The organism is Dielma fastidiosa (genome assembly GCF_000313565.1).
Classification (GTDB): Bacteria; Bacillota_I; Bacilli_A; order Erysipelotrichales; family Erysipelotrichaceae; genus Dielma; species Dielma fastidiosa.
This window is the reverse complement of record NZ_HE578926.1, coordinates 332,686-349,245: the sequence shown is the minus strand read 5'-3', so window position 1 is coordinate 349,245 and position 16,560 is coordinate 332,686. Positions and strand designations below refer to the sequence as shown.

The window sequence follows — 16,560 nt, the reverse complement described above, 5'->3', positions numbered from 1 at the left end:
ATGATCCTCCTTGTGTTTTTTTACTCATCCTGCATCTGATGATAGTATAACACAAACGATTCTGACATGGTGAAACAGCAGAGAGAATCAAAGCTTTAGTATAGATTTATGATATTCTATAAGTATCAAAGGAGGTACAGCTATGTACGCATGGGAATCGATACAATGCACGCTGGATTTTATTGAAGAAAATCTGGATGCGAAACAGGATATTAAACAATTGGCCGCGAAGGCAGCCCTATCCCCTTTTTATTATCAGCGGTTATTTACAAAATTAGTTAAAAAGCCGGTCATGGAATATATTAAGCTGCGGCGTTTGGCAAAGGCGTGTGAAATACTGAAGGAGAGTGATGATACAATCCTGAATATCGCGGTTAGCTGCGGTTTTGGTTCACAGGAAGTATTTACCCGCTCATTTAAAGAGGCTTATGGCATGACACCGACAAGCTATCGTCAAAAGCCCATCATGCTGAATCAATTCGATAAGCCGGATTTGCTGCTGAATGAAACAGAGATTGAAGAAAATAGTCCGTTAGTCAGTGAGGGCTTGGTGCTGGAAATGAAGCACATTGTTTTAGAACAGCCGATTCATTTTACAGGCATCAGCGGTATTGTTCCAATCAGCGCTCAGCTGCCGTTGGGAGAAACCTGCGGGGTAGATATACCCGGTCAATTGTGGACGCAGTTTCATCAGCTGAAACATCAGCTGCCCGTACTTCATCACGGCCGTGAAATTGGCGTTTCTTATCTGAACAGCAAAACCCCTGATGGCTGCTTTACCTATTTTACCGGTGCCGAGTGTGAAGCCGCTAATACCCAATGGGAGAGCTTCACTCTGCCGCCAAGAGCCTACATTATCTGCAGCTTTGAAGCGGAAACCTTTGATGAGCTGGTAACGGCTTCGCTCAATAAAGCGGTAAAATTCAGCACTCGGTGGCTGTCTGAACATGGTTATGTGATGGATTGTTTCGCGCCTGAAATTTATCATACTGCGCAGATTCCATCGATGGAGCTCTGGTATCCGTATCAGTCTCAATAATTAAAAAGATCTCGCTTTTCATCAGTGAGATCTTTTAACTATTTTATTTAGATAATTCAAGGAACTGGTCGATCAGTTCTTCACAGGATACCAAGGCATCTTCCCAGAATTCCTCTTTGGTCAAATCAATATCACAGATCGCCGCTACATCCTCAACGCTGCTGATTGTTGTCGCATGCAGCAATTCACGATATTTAGGCACAAAATCAGCACCTTCCTTCTTATATTTCGCATAGAGGCCTCTGGCAAACAGACCGCCGAACGCATATGGGAAATTATAGAAGCTTAAACCTGAAGAATAATAATGAGATTTACAGATCCACATATAAGGATTCAATGTCTTTTCATCAAGACCATCACCATATGCCTTCTTCTGTGCTTCAATCATCATTTCACATAAGCTGTCAGCAAACATGAATTGATCCTTCGCATTTTCAAAAACAGCACTTTCAAACAGATACCGGGAATAAATATCACAGATGATCTGATTCAGATCCTGAAGCTGTTTTTCAATCAGCGCCATTTTTTCTTTTTTATCTTCAGTTTCATCAATAACAGAATTCATAATCAAATTTTCATTAAAGGTAGACGCCGTCTCAGCTACCGGCATTGAATAGTTTACATTCAGCGGCCGGTGGTCTTGAATGTTGTAGCCGTGATAAGCATGTCCCAGCTCATGGGCCAAAGTAACGACATCACCTAACGCGCCGTCAAAATTAGTGAGTACACGGCTCTGTTTAAACTGCGGCAGGTTTTCACAGAACGCACCGCCGACTTTACCCTTATGCGGATAAAAATCAATCCATGCGTTGTCAAAGGCTTCCGCGACCATATCGGCAAGGTCATCAGCGAAGCCGCGGAAATGATTAACTAAATAATCTCTGGCTTCTTCCACTGTGAATTTACGATCACTTTCACCTAACGGTGCAAATAAATCATACCATGGCAGTCCGTTCTCATGTCCTAATAATTCTGCCTTGCGCTTCATATAAGCTCTGAATTTTGGCATATGCTTATCCATTGCCTTCAGCATCGCATCAAGGGTTGAACGCTGCATGCGGCTGTCTTCCAGCGTCATTGCCAGCGGTGATTCATAGCCTCTTAACGCCGCTACTGTGTTAACCTGTTTCTTAATATTATTCAGCGCGAAAGCCACCGGCTCCTTGATTTTCTCATAACCCGCCAGCTCTGCTTCATAAGCGGCCTTGCGTACCTCAGCACTTTCATCATAGGCTAGATTGCGCACCATGCTCAGGTTAACCTTTTCACCCTTGTAATCCACTTCTAAGGTAGAAGTCATGTATTCCTGAAGATTGCCCCATGCTTCACCGCCGGTCAGATCCATCATTGAAAGAACTTCTTCTACTTCTTCACTCAGCAGATGCTTGGCATTCTGTTTAATTTCATGAAGCATGAAACGATAGGTTTTTAATAATTCATCCTGTTCAATCACTTCATCAAGATTTTCAATCCCGGCAATAAACTTATTGATGGCAGTAGTTGGTTTAGCAGTTGCCGCCATCATCTGACTCAGCTGCGCACCATAAGCAACTGTCTGGGCATCTGATGTGTTGACCGTCTGCCGCAGATTGATGTAATAGGCAAGCCGGCTTACTGCCAATGTCAGCTTTTCATTCAGCATCAGCACTTCCACTAGCTTATCCTTTACCGCACCCTCATCAAGATGCTTCGCACATTCGCTCAATTCATCGATTAAAGCCGGCAGAGCTTTAAAATCATGCTGAAATTCTTCACTTTCATAACTCTTATACAAGATATCAAGATTCCATTCTTTATTCATCGTTTTTCCTCCTTGCATTAGTATGCTTCAATTACTCTGTAATATAAGCCAGGATCAATTTCATCGTCGCGTCAAGAGCCTGCATATGCGTGCGCTCCATCCCATGAGACGCGTGGACACCCGGACCAATCAAGGCACCCTTAATATCATTGCCACCGCGCAGGCCGGCACCGACGTCACTGCCATAGTATGGATAAATATCCACGGCAAAGTTTAGCTTTTCACGCTTTGCCAATTCAATCAGCTTGCTGGTCATCGCATAATCATAAGGTCCGCCGCTGTCTTTTGCGCAAATCGATACATCATATTCACTGCATGCCAGATCAAGACCGATACAGCCCATATCACAGGCAATCAGCTCATTAAGCTCAGGCAGTGAGCTGGCGCCATGACCTACCTCTTCATAAGTGGTAATGATAAAGATACAGCGATGCTTTGGCGTAATCTTTTGTTCACGCATCATTTTTAATACGCCAAACAGACATACGACAGAAATCTTATCATCAAGAAACCGGCTTTTCACAAAACCGCTTGGTGTAATTACCGTTTTTGGATCATAGGCAATAATATCCCCATTCATGATGCCCAATGCCTTTACATCTTCCTTATTCTTTACAACCTCATCGATTCTTACCAGCATGTTGTCACAGTCACGCGCCTTGCTTTTGGCATCCGCGTAAACATGAACCGCCGGTGAAGAAGACAAAATCGTACCGGTGTAGACCTTTTGATCACGGGTGATGATCCGGCAGTATTCACCATCCAGAGTTGGCATGATGGGGCCGCCTAAAGCGGTAATTGCCAGTGTGCCGTCTGCATTGATTGAACGCACCATTAATCCCAATGTATCGGTATGCGCGCTGATACCTACCGTTCTTGATTCATCACAGCCATTCACCATGATATGCAGATTGCCTTTCTCATTGCGGAAGGCCGCATAACCAAGACTTTGGGCCTCCTGCTCTAAAAAGGCTATCGCATTGCCCGTATAACCGCTGGGGGAGTCAATACTGAACAGCTTTTCAGCCAATGCTTTGATATACTCTTTATCCATTTCATTCTCCTCTTTCAATTGTGACACAATCCATGCCGTCACTTTCTTTCATTTTTACACGTATCGTCTCCTGAATCGAGCTGGGTATATTTTTACCGACATAATCAGCCCGTATCGGCAGCTCACGATGGCCGCGGTCAACCAGCACTGCCAGCTGAACCTCTTTGGCCCGTCCATAATGCAGGATACCTTCAAGCGCCGCTCTGACTGTCCGTCCCTTAAACAAGACGTCATCAACCAGAATCACTTTCTTATCTTTTACTGAAAAATCAATCTCCGGCAATGGGTATTTCTCATCAAGATCATCACGCCATGCCTGAATATTCATCGCATGACATTCAACCTCAACCCCTTCTACCTTCTTAATCAGCGCCGCCATTCTTAGGGCCAGAAATTCACCTCGGGTTTTAATACCCACTAATACGATGTTATCCACACCCTTGTTGCGTTCAATAATTTCGTGAGACATACGGGTTAAAGAACGCCGCATCGCATCTTCATCTAGTATAATTTTTTTCTCCATTGTTCACCTCTAAAATAAATCCATGATTTCTTTCTTGCTCATGCTTGTAATTAAACCATCATTCTCATTGATAATCGAATCTGATAAATCCTTCTTAAGATCCTGTAAGGTCTGAATCTTTTCCTCAATCGTATCCTTCATAATCAGCTTAAATACTTGTACATTCTTATGCTGGCCAATTCGATACGCGCGGTCGGTAGCCTGATTCTGGGCAGAGACATTCCACCATGGATCAAAGTGAATTACGACCTCAGCACTGGTCAGATTCAAACCGGTGCCGCCGGCTTTTAATGAGATTAGGAAAACCTGTGTATCATCCTGATTAAAGGCATGGACACTATTTTGACGATCAATTTTGGAAGTTGATCCTTTAAGCAGATAATACGATATCTTTTCTTTCTTTAATTCAGTTTCAATCAATGCCAATAAGCTTGTGAATTGTGAAAAGATTAAAACCTTCTTCTTTGATTCACAGCACTGATGGATCAATTCCATACAGGCATTCAGCTTGCATGATTCACCGGTATAATGATCATAAATCAACCGTGGATCACAGCAGAACTGACGCAGCCGAGTCAGCATTGACAGAATTAAAATCTTACTCTTTTCAAAGCCGTTCTTATTAAATTCATTGCTTAATTCCTGTTTGATAGAAGCTACATTGGCGATATAGAGCTTACGGCTTTCTTCATCCATATCGATAACCATTGTATTTTCAACCTTTTCCGGCAATTCCTTTAATACATCTTTCTTGATTCTTCTTAATATAAAAGGTTCAACCATGCGTTTTAAGCTTTCCAGCATCACATCATCATGATCTCTGACAATTGGAATCTCAAAGCTTTTCCTAAAATGGTTATAGCTGTACAGATAACCCGGCATCAAGAAATCAAAGATGCTCCAAAGCTCCGCCAGTGAATTTTCAATTGGTGTACCAGTCAAGGCAAATTTATTCGCGCTGCTGATCTTTTTCACACTTATCGCGTTTTTTGTGGAAGTATTTTTAATATACTGAGCTTCGTCTAATATCTGGAACTGGAAATGACGGCCCTCATACTGATCCACATCCCGTTTCAAATAATCATAAGAAGTGATCAGCACATCATAGTCATCAGCCATCGCAATCAGCTTTGAGCGTTCTTCTGCGGTGCCGCTGATAACCAAAGAGCGAAGACTTGGCGCGAATTTTTTGATTTCACTTTCCCAGTTAAGGATCAGTGAACTTGGACAGATAACCAAACTGGTACTTTCAGGATGATGCAGCCGTTCATCCTCAAATAAGGTGATGACCTGAATCGTTTTACCGATACCCATATCATCAGCCAGAATGCCGCCAAAGCCATAGGAGGCCATGGTTTTAAGCCATCGGAAGCCGACTTTCTGATAATTTCTAAGGATTGGCTTTAAAGCCGCCGGTACACTGTAGTCACTGTCGGATACGTTTTTAATCGCTTTCACCAAGGTTTTGAAATTGCCGTCACGCTCAACCTTTAAAAGCTCCATCTTACGCAGCCGGGCATCTAAAGACAGCGAGCGGTATTTTTCAACGACAATATGTCCCTCATTCAATTCTTTGCTGGAAACATTCAGACCATTAAGCGCTTCGCTTAACTCACTCAGCGATGAATCCTCAAGGTTGATGAAGGAGCCTGATTTCATACGGTAATATTTCTTGTTTAAGCTATATGCCTGAAGTACATTCTGTAATTCATCAATCGGGAAATCACTCGTATCAAACTGAATTTCTAAAAGATCATTTTCAATCTTAACACCCATGGAAATTGAGACATTGCTGCGGATCTGTACTTGCTTGATCTTATCGGTCGCATAGATCTGACAGCAGTGTTCACATTCCTCGATGCCCTGAGAGAAAAATTCGTAAAAGGCGTCCTGACTGTTTTCAATATAAGAGATACCGGTTGTATTATCAATGCGGGTCATATATTTTCTGACAATCATCTGAATCGCGATTTCCTCTGAGAAATTACGGTAGGTACTCATTTTCGTAGGCATAAAGGCATTGTATTCTTCACTGCCATAGCTGAATACAAGCCGGGCACTGACTACGTTATGCTTAGGCATATCCAAATATAAACGGGCAGCCAAAGGCAGCGGCGCAAATTCACTGATATCATCTCCGCTTAAAACAATGAGTGAATTAATCGAAGTTAAGACATTGTTATAGAAGGAAGGCATGTGTCTGACATCGACCAACAAGCCCCGTTTAATCGACGCGAACAGCTTCAGCAGCGGCATCAGATGGGTGGAATATTCACTGTCTAAGCGATAGAGAATTAAATCGTGAAACAAATAGAGATGCTGTTTGCCTTCAATTAATTTAAAATCTTTCAGCGATAAGGTAAATTCATAGGTCGTATCATCATAACGCATCGCGTTTAAGCGCAGCGGCGGATTTTCATCCTTGAAGACGACATTGATAATTCGGTTAGCTTCAATATGATAATTGATGCCTTCACTCATAAAACGGTCAAAGAAGGCGTCTACAGAGCTAGGCTTCATATAAAGCAGGCGCGGATTGGCGGCAAGGCTGCGGTTTTCATAATAAACATGATCAAATTCGAGCGTTTCCATGAAGGTCAGCAGCTTCTGAGCTTGATCATTGAGCGAGTAACTGTTGTGGATAAACTCACATTCATTGCCATATTGTATGACTACATTCTGCTGCATATCATGAAGAAACTGAGTTGGATTTTTTAATATGTAAAGCTTATTATAACCGAGCTTAAAGCTGAGTGCGGCCGCTGTGAGCGGTGTTGTATCCAATAATTCTAAGATTGGCATAATCTGAATCTTACGGCCGTTATTCATCGCCAAGGTGGAATACACAATACTTTGTTCATATTCCTTAATACAATCCAGTACCTGCGGGTCAGTTAAGACCGTCTTGGCCTTATCAGCTTCTTGATTTGCCAGCTCTTTAAAGTAGAGCTTCAGTAAAACAGCGACCGCGTGACGGCATACCGGATGGGAGGTGCCATGTAGCGGACAGTTGCAGTGATGGGCTTTAATCGTATAATCATCCTTGGTAATTGCCAGATTGACTTCATAGTAGGTTTTATCTTCCTGTACGGTCGCATTCACTAAAATAATGGCAGGATCAAAGTTAGCATCTACCTCTAAAGATACTACCCGGCCATCTTCATAGTATTTAAGACCTTCATTATATATATCAGGGCTGATTGCAAAATCTTTTATTTGCGCTAGCGTCAATTCCATATCGATCCTCCAAGCTCCATATCATTACTCTTTATTCTATCATTTTCTTTGGCTGATGTCTTGAAAAAAGATGAGCAGTGACTCTTTTTAACTTACTTATGCACAAAAAGGGGCGCTTTGAATATTTTCCAGAATCGCTTTCGCTAAGTCAACCGCGCTGCGGTAATCAGCATAACTGGCAAAGCCGTGATGGGAGTGAATATAGCGTACCGGAATACCGATGACGATCGTCGGTATATCTTTGACATGAATAAAAGCACCGTTTGTACCGCCGCCGCTGCGCACACTTTCCTGACAGGGAATCTGTTTGGCATCCGCAAGCTGTAATGCAAAACGCTGAAAACCGGGATGGGTTATCATTGAACGGTCAAAATGCCGCAGCATGCAGCCCTTTTTCAAAGCGGTTTGAATCATATAGGGTTCCTGAAACGTATCATCAGCCGGACAGCCTTCAAAGACAATTGCTAAATCTGGTTTCAACCGTTCAAGGTTGGCTTGAATGCCGCGCTCACCGACCTCTTCCTGCACTGAGAAGGAGGCACAGACATCAGCGGCTGGCTGCTGTAATTCCTTAAGCGTATCGATCAGCGCTGAAACGCCAATGCGGCAGTCCAGTGCTTTCCCTAAAATTAAATCATGTCTTTCATCATAACTGCATGTGACATCAGGCACCACTGGGGCAGCCATTCCTATTTTAAAATTCTCCTTGAGATCGGTATCACTCACCGCTCCGACATCGATGACCATCTTACTCAGATCAGCCCCCGCATGCTTTTCACTCTCACTCATAAAATGAATCGGTTTGGCGGCAATGATTCCCTCAATCAGCTCGCCATCTGTGCTGCGGACTTTTACCTTGTGAGCCGGTGCTGTATTCGCTACCCAGCCGCCCAATGGCAGAAACGGCATTGTACCGTTAGGTTTCACTGCCTGAATAATAAAGCCTACCTCATCAAGATGGGCATCCAGCATGACCTTTAAACGATTGCCGGTATTTTTAATGGATTGTGCGGTTACATTATGCAGACTGTCCTCATGAACATCCTTTACCTGAACCAGCATCTTTTTTACTAAAGCCGCGATATCTTCTTCAAAGCCGCTGGGGCCAAAAGCGTCAGAAAGCGCGCATATCTGTTTTATTGAATCATTCATCATTTTATCCTCTTTTCAATTGCAAAACTATTATACACCAATCCGCCATTCATGGTAGAATATTATCAAGGAGAAAAGAAAGGATGGGGAGGCGAGGATGCAACTAGGTATTTCTGAAAAGGATAAAGAAAGATTAAACTGCATTATCCGCTGGCTGCAATTAAAGCATCACATAAAAGTTGAAAATATGATCGAAGGTATCTGTTCACGAGGTACCTACAATAAGATCCGCAAAGGGGAAGCGGTTAAGAATGATGAAATCTATGAACGGCTGCTGGCCATCTTTGGATATGAATATACTTATGATGAGCAGCAGGAGGCTGAACTGGAAATCATGTTCAGAGAACTGAGACTGAAAGCTGACCGCTATGATCCGGATCGTCAGAATACGATGGATGAATGTATCCGTTATTTAAAAGCGCAGGGCAGCAGTGTGTTCTGTTCGCTGTATCTTGAAGCGTTGGAAATGATTAATGATTATTGGAATAAGGATATATCTGATCGCGATCATGCCGAAGAATTGTTTCAAATCATATCGATATTTCCTGATCCGCTGATTGATATGCTGATGGATTTTATCTTCAGGATGCGCTGGAATGCTCATCTTGACCGGCCTGAATTATTTGAAGAATTGATGGATGTCTATGATTTTAAACATTCTGCCTGCATCAGCAACCGTATGAATTATATTCATATCTTAATTTTTAACCGCCGTAATTTTGACGCAGCCATGGAAATCGACAAGCTGGAAAAATTAATTGATCCCAACCGCAATGCTGCTCAATATCTGCGTCTTTTTGTCTTTAAGCTGCAGATGATCAATAACATCCAGGGAAAATCAATTCTTGAATATTATGAACAGCTGAAATGCTTCTTACACACACATTATGAGCAGCTGCCTTATAAACAAAGCATGAGCTCTTTATACAACATCGGCATTTATCTGTTTGATCAGGGGCATTTTGATGAGGCTAAAAAGGTATTGGAATATGTCGGCAAGCTGCCGCGCTATAAGTATAAAACCTATATCCTGCTGCAGGGAATATCCCGTCAGGTCGATCATTGCCGGCTGAAAACCAATCCGGATCTTGACCGCTTGCAGGACGAAAGTCATAAGCTGCAGGCGATGGTCAATTATTTCTGTCACCGTGAAGAGAAAACATTTGATGAACAAGTCAATGAATTGAATCAGGTAGTTTGTACATATATGGAAAAAAGCGGTCTTGATGATCCATTTTATGAGATATTCAGAGATGAAATGACCGCATTATTTGATGAGGAATGCGCGCGTGTTCCTGAAAACAGGGCAGTTCTGACACGCCGTAAGTATCATTTGCTGCGTAAATTCAGACAGGTTGTGGAATAAAAATTAGAAAAAAAGCCGTTAAATGTGCTAATTGTCATTTATAAACCAAAATTTTCTAGTTTTAACACAGATGATAAAAAATGTGCTATCCTAAACATGTGAAAAAAGTCATGAGAGTGACTTCATTGATGCGAAAACATTCAACGGGGGTTGAATGTTTTTTCAGCTTTCAAGCATCAAATTGATTGTTTTTTGACGCTGAGTGGTATAATGATAAAAAAGAGAGAAGGGTTAAAATGAGTTTTCTTGATACATTGAGAAAAGATAAAATGGAAGCATTAAAGAATAAGGATACGGTTAAGAATGGTGTATGTTCACTGTTGATATCAGCGATTGCCTTAAAGGAAAAAGAGGGGCATGCGGAATTGAGTGATGATGAGGCGATGAGTTATGTACAGAAAGAGTTAAAGCAGACGAAAGAAGCTTTATCGCTGACACCTGCTGATCGTATGGATTTGATTGAGGAGACTAAGCGCAAGATTGAAATTCTTGAGGCCTATCTGCCTAAGCAGATGAGCGCTGATGAATTACGAGCGGCAATTCTTGAGATCCTTGAAGAAAAGCAGCTTGAACGCAGCAATAAAAGCAAGGGCATATTGATTAAAGAAACGCTGGCTCGCTATCCTGGCAAAACTGACGGCAAGGCGGTCAATCAGGCATTGGCCCAACTGCTTAAATAAATTAAATAGACACCGGCATGCATTGTATCATTCAATGCGCCAGTGTCTATTTTCTTATTTGTTTTCAGCCAGTGTTTTAATCTCACCGTTGAGGACAGCACCCTGCGATACCCCAATGCGGCGTGTCTGAATATTGCCGTTTAATACAGCGTGTTCTTTAATCAGACAAGTATCTTCCGCGATGATTTTACCATTCATCTGGCCGTCCAGTGTTAATGAGCGGGCTGATAAATCACCGACGATAGTTGTTGCTTCATCAACGATGATATTCTCAAGCACTGAAGCATTGCCCTTAAGATCGGCTGCCGAAAAGGTTACGCTTTCGGCTTTAATATCGCCGGTAACCGTGCCGTTCAATAAAATGCAGCCGCCGGCTTCAATATTACCTTGTACATTACCGTGCAGCTCAATACTGCCGCCCGTCTTAATATTACCGATGATTTCAACATCGCTGCCGATAATTGTCGATGAATTGCTGGTTTTGTTTGGCTCAGCGGGCTTGGGAGGTTCGTTATGTGAAACAGGCTGCGGTTTTTCCAATTTAACCGGCTCCTCTTTTTCTTCACTGATTCCCATTTTGCGAATCAAATCCCCAAATGAATTTTTTGATGTAGTCGTATTCATAGTTTCCCTCCAGAAATGTGCCCCAATTTTTTATTATTATATCACATATTTTAAGGAATAGAAACTTATGGCAACAATGAAGAATTTATTTGTTTATTTATAAACGGTATAGCTTCCTTTTTGACAGCTTTTACTGAAATAAAGCGCTTTGTCAGCATTTTTATACATATTTTGAAAGCTGCTGATCTGTTGATCATTGTAAGCAATACCGATAGTGCAGCTAAACGGCATCGCAATCGTGTTCTTTAATTCATCAAGCAGGCTCTCGATCAATGCTTCCACATCTTCTTTGGATGAATAATCAGCGATAAATACACTGAATTCATCACCGCCAAGACGGCTGATTAGTTCATTGTGGCAGAAGGTTTTATTCAGCAGATCGGCAAAGCTGCGCAGGAAGAGATCACCCTGAAGATGCCCGTAATTATCGTTGATTGATTTAAAGTCATCAATATCAATCATGAGAAACGCGCAATGACGATCATGGGCTGTCAGCACGCTGTTGACACTTTTTTCATAGGCTGTGCGGTTATAAAGACCGGTCAGAGAATCAAGCTTAAGCTGCTGTTCAAGAAACATTGAACGCTCAATGGCATCGTTTGCTTTTTGAGTGATTGTTTTTGGATAAAATTCACCCATTGCCTGATCCATATTCGGAACTGAATGATGCAGGTTGCATAGGATTGCTTCACCGTTTTCATAACGATAGACAGCGGTAAAGCGAGTATCCATATCGGCTATGACTTGCGTTCTGCTATGACTGATTTCACGGGCATAAAAGCCGCCGTAAACAAAGCATAAATCATCACTTAGCGCCTGTGCTTCATACCATTCATCCATAATTTCAAACTGTGCGCCGTCTTGTTCCTGCTGATCTTTCGCAAGCAGCGCCGCCATGTTGTCAGCACCCTTAAATATCTCATGCTTGCCAGTTCCGATAATGATAAAATCATCAGCGATATGTTGGAGCAGAAATCTGAATTCAGCTTCTGAATGATCGATTAAATAACTGCGCCAGAGTCTTTTCATGGAATCAATAGCTAATTGGTGAAATGCTGTTTGGTTCATAAAACTGCCTCCTTTTCTGATGCAAGACGCAGCTGCAGGGCATAATTATCGTCTTGAATCATTTGATAGATATTTAATAATTCCTGAGCATGCTGATGCGCGGTTTCAAGAATATCGTCATAATGTTCAATCATACAGTCAACGACATGTACATCAATCAGCTGCTGCTGACTGTAAGAGAGCAAAAGGGCAATTGTGGTATCCTTGGCATAAGCTTTTTTATAGCTGCGCCGTCCGCTTAAGGCACTGACGATATCAGCAACCGCGACGATTCGCTGCGGCAGTGTCAGATCCTTTTCACTAAGACCTAAAGGATAGCCGGAGCCATTTAATTTTTCATGATGACGCAGGCTGATCTGGATAATTTCATCATCAAGCAGTCCATGCAGGATATGCTCAGTGAGGGTTACATGTGAGCGCATGATGGTCATCTGCGCCTCATTGAGTTTGCCGTCATATTCAAGAATTTCAACTGGGATACCGATTTTGCCAAGATCATGAAGCATAGCGCCGCAGACGATTTTCTGAACAAGGGCATCTGATAAGCCCATGCGCACGGCTATTTCACGGCTGATCGTCGTTGTGGTAATCGTATGTGTAACCGTATAACGGCTGCGGAAATCCATGCAGTATATGGCCATTTTCACATACTGATCAACTTCGGATTGGGTAAAGGGAATGCCGGTAAGCAGGACGTGAAGTTCTTGGGTGTAGAGCTGTTCTTCAGACATCGGGTATTGGATTTGATGTTTCAGCAGCGCATCAGCGATTCGCTGATCAAAGCGATTGGCATTCTGTAATTCATGATGCAGTGATTCCCAGCTGTGACCTTCACTCAGATAAATATCAGCGCGGTCGGCAATGTTGATGATCTGCGCCATATCACGAAGCAATGGATCAAGTTTGAAATTCACTAATTCAGAAGCATTGGTGTGGTGATACAGAACCGCGTCCGCATAGTCTTTCAGCGGTGAAAAATACAGCAAAAACAGATAGCCGTAGATGGCATGCTGCCAGCTGCTGTCTGTTTCAAATTTTAATAAATTATCTATTTCATCGGTTTTATTGGCACCAATATCATGCAGCAAGGCAGTTAAAATAAGATTACGCCGAATAAGCGGATCGCAATCAGGATATAATTCCTGAAGCATGTGATCGGCATGTGCTGCAACACGGAAACCATGATCTACCAATCTGGTATCGACATGATTCAACATACGCTGAAAAAGGGTAATCACAGAATGATTATCCATTGGATAAACAAAAGGCAGCATGGTAAAACCTCCCAGTTTTTTATAAACTCAATCTTTGTTAATTATACAATAGAAATAGGAAAATCAGCAATTAATTCATCACAATTGAATCAAGGATTGGCAAAAAAATAAAAAAACCTGCCGCAATTGACAGGTATTCTTTTAAATGGTCGGGATGACAGGATTTGAACCTGCGACCCCTTACTCCCGAAGCAAGTGCACTACCAAGCTGTGCTACATCCCGATGACCTCTTATAATTCTACTCTATTTTTTCAGAATTGCAAGTCCTCTAAAGAAGCTTTTATGAATTTATTTGATTATTTGCTTCATAGATAAAATCATAAGTATGCGGCTGCAGCTGCTGAAACGTTTCCGGATCATACAGGTAATTAATATAGCTTTCCACAAAATATTCGCTGCAGTGATATTGGGGATCATAATAGGTGATGATCCGTGCATTATACTCATTATCCATTTCAGCTTCACATAGCTTTTGAAATTGAGCGGACGCGGAAAACTGAAAGCGGGCGTCAATGACATGCAATGCTTCATGCAGCAGTGTTGTTTCTCTAAATAAAGAATCTGATAAATAAATAGTCGAACCAGTGTATTGATCATCAAGGAAGTAGGTACGTGTATAACCGCTTGTATTCGCAGAGAATTCCTCGTCGATTTCTTTTTGTTCAATAATTACGATTTCATCAAGATAAGGGAGGAAAGACGCTGGCAAGGGATAGGCATCATATTGATATTGGGCGATGATATCGGATATATCATTGGGTGTATTCAGTTCCACAGGCAAGCCATACAGCTTGATATCACTTGTCTGTCTTGAAAAAACAGTCGTAATTTCTTGGCTGTGATGGATGGCGGGAGACATAAATAATAAAAGCACAAACAGGAGTATAATTGTGAAAAAACGCATTGTATCACCTGTTTTAGTTTATGTCATGCTTTTATTTTCATTCTATAAAGCAAATATTCCAAATGATAATCTTATCTCATTGACATTATCGAATATCGATATTACAATTGAATTAGGAAATAACGAATATCGATATTGGATGGAGGTAATGCTGACAATGGCCAGAGAACGATTTCAGACATTAACGGAACAGATGTTTTATATCCTGCTTTGTCTTCGTGAAGAATGCTGCGGGACGGATATTATGGCCAAAGTAAAACAGCTGAGCGATGGCAGGGTGATGGTTGGCCCAGGTACGCTTTATAATTTACTTGAAAACTTCGTACTTGCGGATTTAATTGTTGAGACGAAGGTTGAAGGCCGCAAAAGAAGCTATATCATAACGGAAGCGGGGCAGCAGGCATTAGCGGATGAAGTTCAGCGATTGAAGTGTTTGATTCATGATTATCAAAAACCAATAATATAAAGAGGTGAGTAAGAATGAAGAAAAGAATACAGCTGGCATTTTTTGACTTTTATGATTCAACTGGAATTGAGCGTCATTTAACGAAGATGGCATCAAAGGGGTGGCGCTTATGCAATATCTCAGGGTGGTGGACATATCAAAAAATCGAACCGCAGAAGCTAAAATTTGCCGTGACTTATTTTTCTGAGGCATCTGATTTTGATCCATATCCCAGTGATAATCAGGAGATATTCCTTGATTATTGTGAAAGTGCTGATTGGCAGCTGGCGGCTAGTAACGCTGCGATGCAGATCTTCTATACGGCACAAGCAGATGCTATACCGATTGAAACCGATGAAGCACTTAAGCTGGATAAGATTCACCATGTAATGAAAAGGGGCGTTTTACTCAATGAGGGCATACTCTTAGTGCTCAGTCTTTTATTATGTATCAGCAATGTCCGTCAAATGTTTGATCAGCCGCTTGTAAGGTTTTCTGATCCATCACACTGGCTGCTTCTAGGCGTGGACTTGCTGGCTTTCCTCTATCTATTGATTGATATAATTCGCTATGATACTTGGTATAAATGTTCTGTTAAGGCCGTGAAAAAAGGCGGTTCTTGCTGTGAGGTCAGGCATTCGAAGCACCGTGCGCTTTTTTTGCTTGGCTGTCTGCTTCTGGCTCTTTTCAGTCAAGCATGGCTGGCATTGTTAATGATGCTTGCCGTAATTGTGTCTTTGCTTGCAAGTTATCTTTTCAGCCGGTTTGTTCAGTATCATCTAAAAAAGCACAGCGCTGCGCGTTTGGAAAATTTATCTTGTACAGTCCTTGCTTTTATTGCCGTTTTCATAGCTTCAATTCATCTTTTCTCCTCTGCTGTCGATCAGTATCAATTAGCTATCAAAGCTGATAATCAGGAAGTAAGAGAGGTGTTTGATGCTGCGGGAAATCGTCATGAATGGCTGATTACACATGATATCTTACCGTTAACTGTTGAAGAGCTGCTGCCGATTCAAAACGATGACTATACCTATATCAATGATCATCAGGAATCCTTTGTACTGGCTTATTCACGCTGTGCTCAGCAGCTGCCTAAAATTTATTCGCATGAACCGCAGCTCACTTATGAAATTGTTGATATCAAGGCAGACTGGCTTTATGAAACATGTCTGAATAATCTGCGGCATATCCACCTAAACAACAACGCATACTGGCAGGAAGCCGACGCTTCGCTCTGGCAGGCAGATACTGTTTATCAGCTATATCATAATGATCAGCCTTTTTTAAATGAATATATTATTTGTTATAAAGAGCGGATCGTTAAAATTGAATTTAACTGGCAAGCCACGATGCAGGAACTGCAGATTGCCGCCGAGCATCTGCGTCCGTAAT

Annotated in this window: 14 protein-coding genes and 1 tRNA gene; 5 read left to right on the top strand and 10 right to left on the bottom strand. The window is 41.9% G+C overall.

What is annotated here, in order from left to right:
* Positions 1-142: 142 nt before the first annotated feature.
* A complete protein-coding gene (locus tag DAHG_RS09555) occupies positions 143-1,039 on the top strand; it encodes a helix-turn-helix transcriptional regulator (RefSeq protein WP_022938123.1) in 897 nt (298 codons plus the stop codon).
* Between the two features lie 43 nt (positions 1,040-1,082).
* Here DAHG_RS09555 and DAHG_RS09550 read toward each other — a convergent pair whose 3' ends face one another.
* The 5 genes from DAHG_RS09550 to DAHG_RS09530 all read right to left on the bottom strand — a co-directional run bounded on the left by DAHG_RS09550 (position 1,083) and on the right by DAHG_RS09530 (position 8,809).
* Positions 1,083-2,840 carry a M3 family oligoendopeptidase gene (locus DAHG_RS09550; RefSeq protein WP_022938122.1) on the bottom strand — a complete coding sequence of 586 codons (1,758 nt, stop codon included), beginning with the start codon at positions 2,838-2,840 and terminating at the stop codon, positions 1,083-1,085.
* 31 nt (positions 2,841-2,871) lie between these two features.
* A complete protein-coding gene (locus DAHG_RS09545; RefSeq protein WP_022938121.1) occupies positions 2,872-3,894 on the bottom strand; it encodes a M42 family metallopeptidase in 1,023 nt (340 codons plus the stop codon).
* Between the two features lies 1 nt (position 3,895).
* Positions 3,896-4,417, bottom strand: a complete 522-nt coding sequence (gene pyrR, locus DAHG_RS09540) for a bifunctional pyr operon transcriptional regulator/uracil phosphoribosyltransferase PyrR (protein WP_022938120.1) — start codon at positions 4,415-4,417, stop codon at positions 3,896-3,898.
* Between the two features lie 9 nt (positions 4,418-4,426).
* Complete coding sequence (locus DAHG_RS09535; RefSeq protein ID WP_022938119.1) at positions 4,427-7,654, bottom strand: SNF2 helicase associated domain-containing protein; 3,228 nt, start codon at positions 7,652-7,654, stop codon at positions 4,427-4,429.
* 96 nt (positions 7,655-7,750) lie between these two features.
* Positions 7,751-8,809, bottom strand: a complete 1,059-nt coding sequence (locus DAHG_RS09530) for a M42 family metallopeptidase (RefSeq protein ID WP_022938118.1) — start codon at positions 8,807-8,809, stop codon at positions 7,751-7,753.
* Between the two features lie 94 nt (positions 8,810-8,903).
* Between DAHG_RS09530 and DAHG_RS09525 the strand changes: the two genes are divergently transcribed.
* Both DAHG_RS09525 and DAHG_RS09520 read left to right on the top strand, forming a co-directional pair.
* Positions 8,904-10,172, top strand: a complete 1,269-nt coding sequence (locus DAHG_RS09525; RefSeq protein WP_022938117.1) for a hypothetical protein — start codon at positions 8,904-8,906, stop codon at positions 10,170-10,172.
* A gap of 236 nt (positions 10,173-10,408) precedes the next feature.
* Positions 10,409-10,852, top strand: a complete 444-nt coding sequence (locus DAHG_RS09520) for a GatB/YqeY domain-containing protein (protein WP_022938116.1) — start codon at positions 10,409-10,411, stop codon at positions 10,850-10,852.
* Positions 10,853-10,906: 54 nt separating this feature from the next.
* On the opposite strand, the gene DAHG_RS09515 is transcribed toward DAHG_RS09520, so the two are convergent.
* The 5 genes from DAHG_RS09515 to DAHG_RS09495 all read right to left on the bottom strand — a co-directional run bounded on the left by DAHG_RS09515 (position 10,907) and on the right by DAHG_RS09495 (position 14,723).
* Positions 10,907-11,476, bottom strand: a complete 570-nt coding sequence (locus tag DAHG_RS09515; protein WP_022938115.1) for a bactofilin family protein — start codon at positions 11,474-11,476, stop codon at positions 10,907-10,909.
* Positions 11,477-11,569: 93 nt separating this feature from the next.
* A complete protein-coding gene (locus DAHG_RS19300) occupies positions 11,570-12,544 on the bottom strand; it encodes a GGDEF domain-containing protein (protein WP_022938114.1) in 975 nt (324 codons plus the stop codon).
* Positions 12,541-13,818, bottom strand: a complete 1,278-nt coding sequence (locus DAHG_RS09505; protein ID WP_022938113.1) for an HD-GYP domain-containing protein — start codon at positions 13,816-13,818, stop codon at positions 12,541-12,543. The genes DAHG_RS19300 and DAHG_RS09505 overlap by 4 nt, the downstream gene beginning before the upstream one ends.
* A gap of 146 nt (positions 13,819-13,964) precedes the next feature.
* A tRNA-Pro gene (locus DAHG_RS09500) sits at positions 13,965-14,041 on the bottom strand.
* A 58-nt stretch (positions 14,042-14,099) separates the two neighbouring features.
* Entirely contained in the window at positions 14,100-14,723 is a 624-nt protein-coding gene (locus DAHG_RS09495) for a hypothetical protein (protein WP_022938112.1), read from the bottom strand.
* Between DAHG_RS09495 and DAHG_RS21860 the strand changes: the two genes are divergently transcribed.
* Together DAHG_RS21860 and DAHG_RS09485 are read left to right on the top strand one after the other, a co-directional pair.
* Entirely contained in the window at positions 14,710-15,189 is a 480-nt protein-coding gene (locus DAHG_RS21860; protein WP_022938111.1) for a PadR family transcriptional regulator, read from the top strand. The two genes, DAHG_RS09495 and DAHG_RS21860, sit on opposite strands and share 14 nt — an antisense overlap.
* Positions 15,190-15,203: 14 nt before the next feature.
* Positions 15,204-16,559, top strand: a complete 1,356-nt coding sequence (locus DAHG_RS09485) for a DUF2812 domain-containing protein (RefSeq protein WP_022938110.1) — start codon at positions 15,204-15,206, stop codon at positions 16,557-16,559.
* Position 16,560: the final 1 nt, after the last annotated feature.

What these genes read in the sequence shown, in the direction of transcription:
- DAHG_RS09525 (WP_022938117.1), top strand. Translation starts at nt 8,904, where the DNA reads ATGCAACTAGGTATTTCTGAAAAGGATAAAGAAAGATTAAACTGCATT.
- DAHG_RS09485 (WP_022938110.1), top strand. Translation starts at nt 15,204, where the DNA reads ATGAAGAAAAGAATACAGCTGGCATTTTTTGACTTTTATGATTCAACT.
- DAHG_RS09505 (WP_022938113.1), bottom strand. Translation starts at nt 13,818, where the DNA reads ATGCTGCCTTTTGTTTATCCAATGGATAATCATTCTGTGATTACCCTT.
- DAHG_RS09550 (WP_022938122.1), bottom strand. Translation starts at nt 2,840, where the DNA reads ATGAATAAAGAATGGAATCTTGATATCTTGTATAAGAGTTATGAAAGT.
- DAHG_RS19300 (WP_022938114.1), bottom strand. Translation starts at nt 12,544, where the DNA reads ATGAACCAAACAGCATTTCACCAATTAGCTATTGATTCCATGAAAAGA.
- DAHG_RS09520 (WP_022938116.1), top strand. Translation starts at nt 10,409, where the DNA reads ATGAGTTTTCTTGATACATTGAGAAAAGATAAAATGGAAGCATTAAAG.
- DAHG_RS09530 (WP_022938118.1), bottom strand. Translation starts at nt 8,809, where the DNA reads ATGATGAATGATTCAATAAAACAGATATGCGCGCTTTCTGACGCTTTT.
- DAHG_RS09535 (WP_022938119.1), bottom strand. Translation starts at nt 7,654, where the DNA reads ATGGAATTGACGCTAGCGCAAATAAAAGATTTTGCAATCAGCCCTGAT.
- DAHG_RS09515 (WP_022938115.1), bottom strand. Translation starts at nt 11,476, where the DNA reads ATGAATACGACTACATCAAAAAATTCATTTGGGGATTTGATTCGCAAA.
- DAHG_RS09495 (WP_022938112.1), bottom strand. Translation starts at nt 14,723, where the DNA reads ATGCGTTTTTTCACAATTATACTCCTGTTTGTGCTTTTATTATTTATG.
- DAHG_RS09555 (WP_022938123.1), top strand. Translation starts at nt 143, where the DNA reads ATGTACGCATGGGAATCGATACAATGCACGCTGGATTTTATTGAAGAA.
- pyrR (WP_022938120.1), bottom strand. Translation starts at nt 4,417, where the DNA reads ATGGAGAAAAAAATTATACTAGATGAAGATGCGATGCGGCGTTCTTTA.
- DAHG_RS09545 (WP_022938121.1), bottom strand. Translation starts at nt 3,894, where the DNA reads ATGGATAAAGAGTATATCAAAGCATTGGCTGAAAAGCTGTTCAGTATT.